Here is a 9,582-nt window from a genome sequence, read left to right as displayed (position 1 = left end):
CAAATTCCCGCGAAAAACAGTGCAGCACAAGAACATCAATCACCCAGAGCCTGCCGAGATCCTGCTACATCGGCGCGTAAGTTAACGGCATTGGCGCATAACCCGGCACTGTTCATAAGGAGGAGCTATTTCCCCGTTGTTCGCCAACCTCGCGTTGTCCGCACTGGACGAGCCTTTCGAGGCGGCCTGGGCGGCGACGTCGAACTATCGTGGACAGCGTAACTACCTGCGTTTCAAGGGAATCGCTACCTATCGGCTCATCCGGTACTCGGATGATTTCGTGATCATGGTGCACGGAACCCGGGCGCAGGCAGAACACCTGCGGACCACCACCGCTGAACTGCTGGCCGGTCAAGGGCTGAAGCTGGCCGTGGAGAAGACGCATATCACCCACGTGGCCAACGGTTTCGTGTTCCTCGGTTTCGCATCCAGCGGTGGCGGCAGGGCAACGGCCGCAGGGTGATACGCACCATCCCGTCCAAACAGGCATTGGCCGGGGTGATGCGAAAGATCAAGCAGGCCACAGGGCCGGCGACGACCTCGCTGCGGCTGGGGTGGCTGCTGCGGAAGATCAACCCGATCCTGCGGGGTTGGGCGGCCTACTTCCGCTACGGCGCATCCAAGAAGACCTTCTCCTACCTGGGCTATTACGCCTGGTGGCGGGTCATCTACTGGATTCGCCGCAAACATCCGCACCTGACCTGGTAACAGATCCGGCGCCGCTACTACGGGGCCGATCGAATCCGCGAGGACACACTGGTCCTTTACAACTCGGCGACGATGCAAGTGCGGCGATATCGCTACCGCGGCACGCGCATTGCCACACCATTAAGGGCTGTCAATCTTGCGGGTGGTCAGGTCCTGCGCGTTGCTAAAACGAGGCGACGTGGACCGCGCCTATACCGAACTCCTTGGAATACCATCTTGGCGCAGGGATTGGCCTGCCCTCGGCAAGCTGTATCAGTCGCCACCTGCTACGCAGCGGCCTCGGCCGAGGTGTCGCTCACTTAATAATCGGCTCGCATGGCACCGTCGAGATGGCGATCGGCCCATCTGGCCCGACCTCTACAGTCTCCCCAAGCGACATCGCCAAACCCGCAGACCGATCGGTCAGAATCATATGTGTAAAGATGGTCATCCGCTCCTCAAGCACCAGCGGAACGTTCGCAGCAATCATCGGCGGTTCCATCCACGTTCCCGTCGTCCATACGGCACCCATTGAGTACCCACACGCATTCAGTGCTGCATGATTGTATCCATGCTCAGCGACGGTCGCGCGGTGCGCCGAGTAGAGGTCCCCAAAGGTATTTCCGGGCTTGATGGTGTCTTGGACACGATGAAGCGCCTCTAGACACGCGGCGTGCATTGAGAAGTACCGCGGGTCAATCACAGGCCCGGTTAGGACGGTGAACATAGATGCGGCGCAGTAGTGCCGATACGACGCAGCGGGTTCAAACAAGACCTGATCGTTCTCACTAACGTACCCGCGCCCGGCGACTCGGCGCACCAAGAGCGCGCGGCCGCCCGCACCCAGGGGAAACCCTGCGAACGTCTCACCGTCGGCAGAAGATACGACTCGCTGGAATTCCCCCATCAGGTCCCCTTCGAAGACCCCCGGCCGAGTGAGGTCGATGGCCGCTTGGGATGCTTGATTCAAGATTTCGCCAGCGCGGCGAAGATACTGGAGCTCCTCAACGCTTTTGACACGTCTCAGCTCACGAATTAGTTCGGAGCTGTCAACTATTTCACACCAACCATCGAGCAAACCGCGCAATTCCGTATAAAGCGCTAGCGGCATGCCCAAACTGTCAGACTCGACACCGACTCGTTTACCCGCTAGAACGAAGTGCCTCAATACATCCTTGATGGCTTCGCCCCTGCTATTGCCATAGGACTCATCGAAAACACGCACGTCACGACATTGTGAGGTGAATGCAATATTTGCGAGATCAGCCGACCGTGACAGATGCAAGATTTGGCCATCACTGGTGAAAAACAATACATGAAAGACCGATGCGGCGCTTGAGTCGAAACCCGAAAGCCAGTATTGGTCCTCACCGCGCGTAATCAGCAAACAGTCGATGCCGCGCTGAGCCATTGCGCCCTGAACACGAAGTCTCCGATCGGCATATTCAGGGCTTGAGAAATACACGTGCGTTGGCATCGACTCAGCGATGTCGCTCACGACTTGAGCGGTGGTGATGGTCAAGGACGCTACCTCCTGATGGATAAAAACTTTTGTAAACCGGGTGTATATAGATAGCCCCGCCCCGTCGAACGCAGCCGCCCAGACAGCCGGGCCGCGTCGGCGGCAGACTTGCAGTTCCAGCTCTACTAGCCACCGCGAAGATAGCCGAAATTGTCACCGGACCATCCAGCCAGAGCCGATCCCTTGAGAGTCGGTCGCCGTTACTTATTCATAGTAGACACAGAATCGCGTCTCAATGCTCTCACGGGGAATTGCATTGGGGTAGGCGCGACGGTTATCAAAAGCCGAATGAGCGGAATTTGGCCGATAGTGGGCGTCGGAATCGTAGCCTTTGAACATAATGAACTCGTCTTGAGTCATATTGGGGAAATAGTACCACCGTTGAGAGTTATTGAAGTGAGGAATCCATACCCTACCAGTGGTACCGTATTTATTCTGCGACACATCGAGGAGATCACCATCTGAAATAGTGGAGCTGTCACAGAGGGTGAGAGGCAAATCCTGCGGAGGCGGAGAAAGAACACGCCATGTTTGAATTATCAACAATCGCGAATAGGAACGGATCTCGTTTCCTTGCAGCTGGTTATCGCGAGCCGCAACCACAGGCGCGGCCACCGGCGAGAAGTCACAATGGGCGTACCCGGCCCCAAAGTTCCTAACCAGGTTTCGTCCCTTTTCTCCCTGATTTCCATCCGTTGCGGGAGACGAGCCGAAGGAGCTGCCACCAATAGAGCGGATATTCACACCGCCTAGGTCAGTGGTCGTCACCCACGATGCGTTGAAGTATTCTTTAACGAAGGGGACCATCTCTTTCAGGTAATTCCTCTTCAGAACATCTGGATCACGCTCTTCTCCGCAGGGCATCGGGTGCGGAACGAGAATGAAGCCTTCCCTATCAAGGGAGAGCTCGTCGACGATTGGACGAGCGTCGCGAATGGGGACATCATAATCGACGAAGGCTATATCGTAACCACTACCTCCCGCACACTCTGGAGCTTCCTCATCCGGAGTGCGCCGAGCGAATGCAATATGGCCCTGCACCTGCTTCAGGTTATCACGGTTTACTCGTTCAGCTGGCGAAGCCACGTTTACGTTTGCCATGGTTCTTTCCCTTACGTGTAAGTAATGCTTATCGAATAAATGCCAATCAGTCACGGAGCATAGCAAGATCCTTTGGGGTGCGGTCGAATAGGTCGCGAACCATCGGCAGAAACCTGTTCAGACTTTCGGTGGGATATGCGGGATCGAACGAACGCTGGTCCCATCGCTCACAAAACCTGACACAGGCCTTGAAGTGCGGGCTGTCACGATAGGCGTCACGAAGCATCCTGTCTTTACCGAGCATGTGGTAGAAATAGTAGCCCTGAAACAGGTCGTGGTACTTGATGACCCAATAATTTCGTTCGCTGACAAACGGTCGGAGTATCGCTGCGGCCATTTCGGCATGATTATTAGGTGCCAAAGTGTCTCCAACATCGTGGAGAAGTGCGCAGACCACGGTTTCTTCGTCGGCGCCATCGTGTAGGGCTCGGCTCGCAGTCTGCAGCGAGTGCGTGTACCGGTCGACGCCGGCTGCAGTAGGCTGTTCCTGCTTGAGGAGCTCCAGCTGCTCAAGTACGAACTTGCTGACAGCCAATCGAGGCCGCTGCATATCAAAGCTGAGGTCCTCAGCGGTCATTTCGTCCATACGGGTATAAGTCATCTGTCCTCCAATTTTGATCGAAGTATTTACGTCCGCGCAGCGGTCCGCTAGCCGCGACCGATCAACGGCATCGCGGTCGCCATGATCGTCATGAACAGGACGTTGGCTTCCAGTGGCAGCGAGGCCATCTGCAGAACCGCGTCGGCAACATGCTGGACACTCATCGTGGGTTCAATTTTAGTGCTCCCGTCGGCCTGCAGGATGCCCCGCTGCATCGCGGTGGCCATATCAGTCGCCGCGTTTCCGACGTCGATCTGCCCGCACGCGATGTTGTAGGCACGCCCATCCAGTGACAGCGCCTTGGTCAGTCCTGTGATCGCGTGTTTCGTCGCGGTATACGGCACCGAGTGCGGCCGCGGCAGGGCCGCCGAGACCGACCCGTTGTTGATGATTCTCCCCCCTTGCGGCTGTTGAGCCTTCATCAATCGGAACGCTGCTTGTGCGCAGAGGAACGAGCCAGTGAGGTTGGTGTCGACTACGGCCCGCCATTGCTCCTCGGTCATGTCTTCTACTGGCACACCCGGACCTCCGATGCCCGCATTGTTGAAGAGCAAGTCGAGTCGCCCGTGGTGGTTCTTGATGTGCTCGAACAGTTCGGCCACCGTGCTGCCCCGTGTCACGTCGCACACGACTGGCTCCACCGTCCCGGGCTCCGCGATGGCTGCAGTTTCGACGAGAGCCTGCTTCGTGCGTCCGGTGATCACAACGTGATAGCCGTTGCCGGCTAGAGTTAGGGCGGCTGCACGGCCGATGCCCGACCCTCCTCCTGTCACCAACGCGACCTTGCGGGGCGTCGTCACGTCAATGGAGTTGGTCTCACGCAGGCTGTGGTCGGTCATGGGTTCTCCTGGATAGTGGGTGCGGGGTTCGGGCGCTGCCGAAGCCCCGCGATAAATCGAAGCTGTTGCCCTCGTGGCTATTGTTTACTGGCGAAGAGTCGTCGTCCGGCGGTCTCGAATAACTCTCAAGTCCTCCACCCTCCAGTGTGGCGGTGAGAAATGTCGCAATTAGTCGGCGGCCTCCTGCTGGCCTGATAGTCGCTCCTATACCGACACGCCCATGGCGGGCTGTCCGAGATTCACGCATTCGGAGCGCAACTTCTTCGGCATGTTCCACGCAAGGACGCCCGTAATGCGGTTGTCGTCGACGTAGTGCGCGATGAATCGATTTTCGTCGGGGTCGCCATGGACGATCGCTACATTGGAATTCGACGAGAATGACCCATAAGCTTGGATCTTTGTATCATATTGGTCGGTCCAGAAGTAGGGAACTGGTTTAAAGGGCGTATTGGCTCCGAGCAGGTTGGTGGCCGCGGCAATTGCTTGCTCCGTGGCGTTCATACGGTGCTCAACCCTCACATGGGTGCCCAAAGTTTCGTGCCACCAACGAGCGACATCTCCGGCGGCGTAAACGTCCGGTGCGGCACGACACGTCGCGTCGCAGACTACGCCGTCATCGAGCCTGAGGCCGCTGTTCGCCAGCCAGTCGGTCGCTGGCGTTGAGCCGATCGCGACAAGAACGACGTCGGCGTCAAGGACTACACCGGTCGCCAGCTCCACACCAGTCACGCTACCGTGACCGAGCAGTCGCCGAACCGGGAAACCACACCGGAAGTCCACTCCGTGCTCGCGGTGCAGATTGGCAACGTGGCGACCGATGTCGTCACCAAGCTGCCTCGCCATCGGCACAGGTAGCGGGTCAACGATGCAAACCTCCAGACCGGCCTGCCGACCCGCGGCGGCGACCTCACAGCCGAGAAAACCAGCACCGATCACTACCAGGCGCGCCCCTGGGCGCATATCCGCGCGCAGGCGGAGTGCATCTTCGACGTTTCGTAGGACATGCACCCCTGCTAGTTCGTGCCCGGTAGACAAACGGCGTGGCACTATTCCGGTTGCGATGATCAGCCCGTCGTAAGTCACATGTACACCGTCATCGAGCGCCACGGTGTGCTCGTTCAGGTTCAACGCCTTCGCACGGCTGCCCAACCACAGATCGACTCCAAGGTCGTCGAGTGCGGCGTGATCCCGAAAGGTGATGCGGCTTGCATCCCATCCACCGGTGAGGATCTGTTTGGACAGCGGCGGCCGGTCATACGGAAGATGCTTCTCGTCTCCGATCAGGCTGATCACTCCATCGAACCCGCGTCGACGCAGTGTCTCTGCCGCCGTCGCCCCCGCCACGGATGCACCCACGATTGCGATCCGGTCGAGACGCTGAGTCACTCGAGGATCCGAATCGCCGCCGCAGGACACAGAGTAGCGGCTTCCCGTACAGCCCCGTGCAATTCAGCACGCGGCGTCTCGTCGAGCAACACGACGACGCCGTCCTCGTCGCGCTGGTCGAAGACCGCCGCTGCGGCTGCTACACAATGACCGCCCCCCACACATTTATCCTCATCAATTTCGATACGCATGGTCATCATCTCCATTCCAATTTAGCTATTTGTGTCGTTATGGGCTGCAGCGTCGGTCGCTGGCAACCAGGCCGTTGGTCATGTCGAGGTCGACGTACCGTCATGCCCTCGCGGGGAGCTGCCCCGGGTTGGTGAGGATGCACGCTGTGGCCCGCGATTCCAACAACATGCGAACTGTTACCAGCAATTACCTCACCAGGTCACCAAAAGCCGTTGCGGTCCATATGTTTGGCGATCACCGCGGTGCCAAGGAATATCTGTCGCCGGCACGGCAAGCTCAAGGGTGGGGTACCGGCGAGCCAGGCCCCGTAACGCAACCTGCAGCTCCAGCCGCGCCAGGTGCTGTCCGAGACACTGGTGGACGCCGTACCCAAAGGTGAGGTTTTGCGCAGGTTGGCGAGCAAAGTCGACACGGTCCGGCTCAGCGAACATCTGCGGGTCGCGATTGGCGGCCGAATACGAGACGACGACTGACTCGAATGCCTTGATCACCACGCCACCGAGCTCCACATCCTCCAACGCGGTTCGCACATCGGATGCTGGGGCAATTGTGGTGTATCGGAGCAGCTCTTCTACCGTGCGACTAATCGGGCTTGATTCGCTCCTGAGCGATTGCCACCGATCGCGGTCCTGCAGAAGTGTGGCTACAGCGAACGTAAGAGCCAGGGCAGTCGTTCCGTTTCCCGCTCGCACCAACAGGATCGCGACGCTAACAAGTTGGTCATCCGTCAGCTCACCGCTGCGAACCAACGTGCTTAGCAAATCATCACCTGGATGTGCTCGCTTGCGCTGGACTAGCTCACTAGTGAAAGCACGAAACGCCTCGTTTGCCTCCAGGACATCGGTGACAGTGGCGCCTGGAATATGCCTGACCGCACCGAGCCGCTCGAAAGTTTCACGTTCGCTTTCCGGCACGCCGTATAGTGCGCATGTCACCAGTGAGGGTATCGGCTGAGCGAATATCTCGACTAGGTCGACGGGGGCACCGAGTTCTTCCATAGCGTCCAGGCGGTCCTCGACGATCTGTTCGATACGTGACTGATAATCACCGACGCGGCGCACACTGAATTGGCCAGCGAGCAATCGTCGCAACCGAGTGTGCCCGGGGGCATCCATGAGAGTGGCGAAGGGGGGGTCGCTTAGCGGATTCTCATGGAGTGCCTGCACCACCTCGGGGTCCCGGAAAGCGTCAGAAATCCGACCGTCCAGCCAATAGCGATTTACACTGTCACGGACAGCGTCCGGAAAGGAAGCGTCACGCTGGATTGAATCGTAAAGCTGTTCAGCATGCAGATCCGGATCCACGCTTGCCGGACCAGCAGGGAAGTAGCTGAAACGCGAGTCACCCAAGACGGCACGACCTAGCTCATGACTCGTTACCAGCCAACCCACGTGTCCATCTGGAAAGCGAAACCGACTCAGTGGTTGACTGTTTCGCAACTTGCCTAGTTCAACCGGCGGATCGAAGGGGCACTGGCGAACAGTAGGCAGCCCCATAGGTTCGGTCTTTCCGGCCTCAGAAAACGGCGAAGTCGCCATAGTCGTATTCCTTTCATCGTCGTCGCTGTGCACGAGGCTAATAAATGACCTCGGCGTAAAGAGATTCACAAGTACGTACCACGAGCTCAGCGCAGTCCGATACTGGCGCCCGCCTGCGCAGGACGTGGCAGATTCGCGTGCAGTCGTGCCAGCATAAGGAGGCCTTCACGGATATGCTCCGGCACTGGTCCACTTCGACGGCTGCGCGCGTTTACATGAAGCAGCATCTGTTCGCCCATGGCTGCCGGCTTCTCATCACCGTCGCGCGTGAGCACATGGAAAAGGTGAAGGCGCTTTTCGTCGGTCCCAAGGATTTGCGTGACTACTTCGACCCACTCGCCCACACAAAGTTCCCGAAGATGGAACAAGTGCGTCTCAACTGTGAAGTAACTACCGATGTTACAGCGATGATCGGCGTCGATTCCGATATAGCGTTCAAGGACGCCAGTGGCTTCACTAAAGAGCTGGAGATAGCGGCTCTCATTTACGTGTCCGTTACCATCTAGCCAGTCGGAAGGTATCTGCCGCCGCGGCATCCGCAGCAGGCTGCGGCTATCAATCTCCACAAGCTCATCTTCCGTAAACTGTGAGTTCCCAGACACGAAAGTCAACCCCTTCCGACGTGTACCTTCAGCGCGAGCTTGTCGCGGACCTCGTCCGGGTTCATTACTCGGACCCCAATCCGGTCAAGAATCTCCACTGCGCGCGTTACCAGACCGGCGTTAGTCGCCAAGCGGCCGCGGGAAAGATACAAGTTGTCCTCCAACCCCACCCGCACATTCGCTCCCACGAGCGGTGCCAACGCTACGTACGGCAGCTCCATCCGCCCGATCCCGAAGGCCGAATAAATTGCGCCGGGCGGGAGCTGATTCACCATCGCCATAAGGGTGGTAGGGTCATCAGGCGCGCCGTAGCCGATCCCCATACATAGCTGGATAAGTGCGGGGTCCGCGATCAGTCCCTCGGCGATTAGATCACGAACCAATACCAGCTGGCCTGTATCAAATACCTCGAGCTCTGCACGCACTCCAAGCTCTTGGATCTGCGCAGCCATTGCCCGCACCATCGCAGCTGTGTTGATCATGACGTAATCTTGGCTGGACCTGCTATTCAATGGCCCACAATCCAAAGTGCAAATCTCTGGACGCAACTCCTCGACATGAATCAGCCGCTCACGTGCGCCAGCCATGTCAGTTTCATCCGCTGGCGGAAGAGGCGACTCCGGCCCGCCCAGAACGAGATCGCCACCCATTCCCGCAGTCAGATTCAGTACCACGTCTACGTCGGACTCACGAATGCGTTCGACTACCTCTCGGTACAACCTCGGCTCCCGTGAGCCCAGTCCTGTCTCAGGGTCCCGTACGTGAATATGAACCACCGCTGCGCCCGCCCGCGCAGCCTCTATCGCCGAGTCTGCGATCTGGGCCGGACTAACCGGCACATTCTCTCGCTTCGCTGACCCACCCCCGGTGACGGCACAGGTGATAAACACCTCGGAGAGCATTCTCACCCTCTCCTTTCGCTAAAATTTGCCCGCCTATACGGACAGATCGCTGACAACTATGATCACCACAAGCCAATCGAGAAGCACGGGCGCTAATTGTATTTTCCGAGCGACTTCTCCATGAGAAGATGGATTTTCTCGCACGATCTTAGCCACGTTTAGATGCTGAAATTCAAGCATCATTTAAGGCTAGATTTTACAGAATTAAACTT

General features: G+C 58.0%; 11 protein-coding genes. 2 read left to right on the top strand and 9 right to left on the bottom strand.

From position 1 onward, the window contains the following. The first annotated feature begins 127 nt into the window (after nt 1-127). Entirely contained in the window at nt 128-463 is a 336-nt protein-coding gene (locus tag ACFXN1_RS46825; RefSeq protein ID WP_379444301.1) for a reverse transcriptase domain-containing protein, read from the top strand. Next, nucleotides 460-708: a group II intron maturase-specific domain-containing protein gene (locus tag ACFXN1_RS46820; RefSeq protein WP_379444297.1), complete on the top strand. Its 249-nt coding sequence runs from the start codon at nt 460-462 to the stop codon at nt 706-708. The genes ACFXN1_RS46825 and ACFXN1_RS46820 overlap by 4 nt, the downstream gene beginning before the upstream one ends. A gap of 295 nt (nt 709-1,003) precedes the next feature. Here the strand turns inward: ACFXN1_RS46820 and ACFXN1_RS46815 are convergent, their stop codons facing one another. The 9 genes from ACFXN1_RS46815 to ACFXN1_RS46775 all read right to left on the bottom strand — a co-directional run bounded on the left by ACFXN1_RS46815 (nt 1,004) and on the right by ACFXN1_RS46775 (nt 9,370). After that, entirely contained in the window at nt 1,004-2,209 is a 1,206-nt protein-coding gene (locus ACFXN1_RS46815; RefSeq protein WP_379444296.1) for a M24 family metallopeptidase, read from the bottom strand. A 204-nt stretch (nt 2,210-2,413) separates the two neighbouring features. Then, the gene (locus tag ACFXN1_RS46810; RefSeq protein ID WP_379444295.1) at nt 2,414-3,310 is read right to left on the bottom strand and encodes a CmcJ/NvfI family oxidoreductase; all 897 of its coding nucleotides are present in this window, start codon (nt 3,308-3,310) and stop codon (nt 2,414-2,416) included. Between the two features lie 46 nt (nt 3,311-3,356). Next, nucleotides 3,357-3,911 carry an HD domain-containing protein gene (locus ACFXN1_RS46805; RefSeq protein WP_379444293.1) on the bottom strand — a complete coding sequence of 185 codons (555 nt, stop codon included), beginning with the start codon at nt 3,909-3,911 and terminating at the stop codon, nt 3,357-3,359. 47 nt (nt 3,912-3,958) lie between these two features. Continuing rightward, nucleotides 3,959-4,750 carry an SDR family oxidoreductase gene (locus ACFXN1_RS46800; protein ID WP_379444292.1) on the bottom strand — a complete coding sequence of 264 codons (792 nt, stop codon included), beginning with the start codon at nt 4,748-4,750 and terminating at the stop codon, nt 3,959-3,961. A 204-nt stretch (nt 4,751-4,954) separates the two neighbouring features. After that, the gene (locus ACFXN1_RS46795) at nt 4,955-6,136 is read right to left on the bottom strand and encodes an NAD(P)/FAD-dependent oxidoreductase (RefSeq protein WP_379444291.1); all 1,182 of its coding nucleotides are present in this window, start codon (nt 6,134-6,136) and stop codon (nt 4,955-4,957) included. Continuing rightward, entirely contained in the window at nt 6,133-6,327 is a 195-nt protein-coding gene (locus ACFXN1_RS46790; RefSeq protein WP_379444300.1) for a ferredoxin, read from the bottom strand. Before ACFXN1_RS46790 ends, ACFXN1_RS46795 begins: the two co-directional genes overlap by 4 nt. A 192-nt stretch (nt 6,328-6,519) precedes the next feature. Further along, nucleotides 6,520-7,866, bottom strand: coding sequence for a cytochrome P450 (locus ACFXN1_RS46785; RefSeq protein WP_379463993.1), 1,347 nt, complete (start codon nt 7,864-7,866; stop codon nt 6,520-6,522). A gap of 86 nt (nt 7,867-7,952) precedes the next feature. After that, complete coding sequence (locus ACFXN1_RS46780; RefSeq protein WP_379444299.1) at nt 7,953-8,402, bottom strand: thioesterase family protein; 450 nt, start codon at nt 8,400-8,402, stop codon at nt 7,953-7,955. Nucleotides 8,403-8,473: 71 nt separating this feature from the next. Beyond that, on the bottom strand, nt 8,474-9,370 hold the full coding sequence (locus ACFXN1_RS46775; RefSeq protein WP_379444288.1) for a 3-keto-5-aminohexanoate cleavage protein: 897 nt from the start codon (nt 9,368-9,370) through the stop codon (nt 8,474-8,476). Nucleotides 9,371-9,582 lie beyond the last annotated feature (212 nt).

Origin of the sequence: Nocardia sp. NPDC059154 (assembly GCF_042755705.1) — a bacterium.
In the GTDB taxonomy this organism is placed as follows: domain Bacteria; phylum Actinomycetota; class Actinomycetes; order Mycobacteriales; family Mycobacteriaceae; genus Nocardia.
Note: the sequence above shows the minus strand (reverse complement) of the source record. Positions and strands in the feature narration are given on the sequence as shown.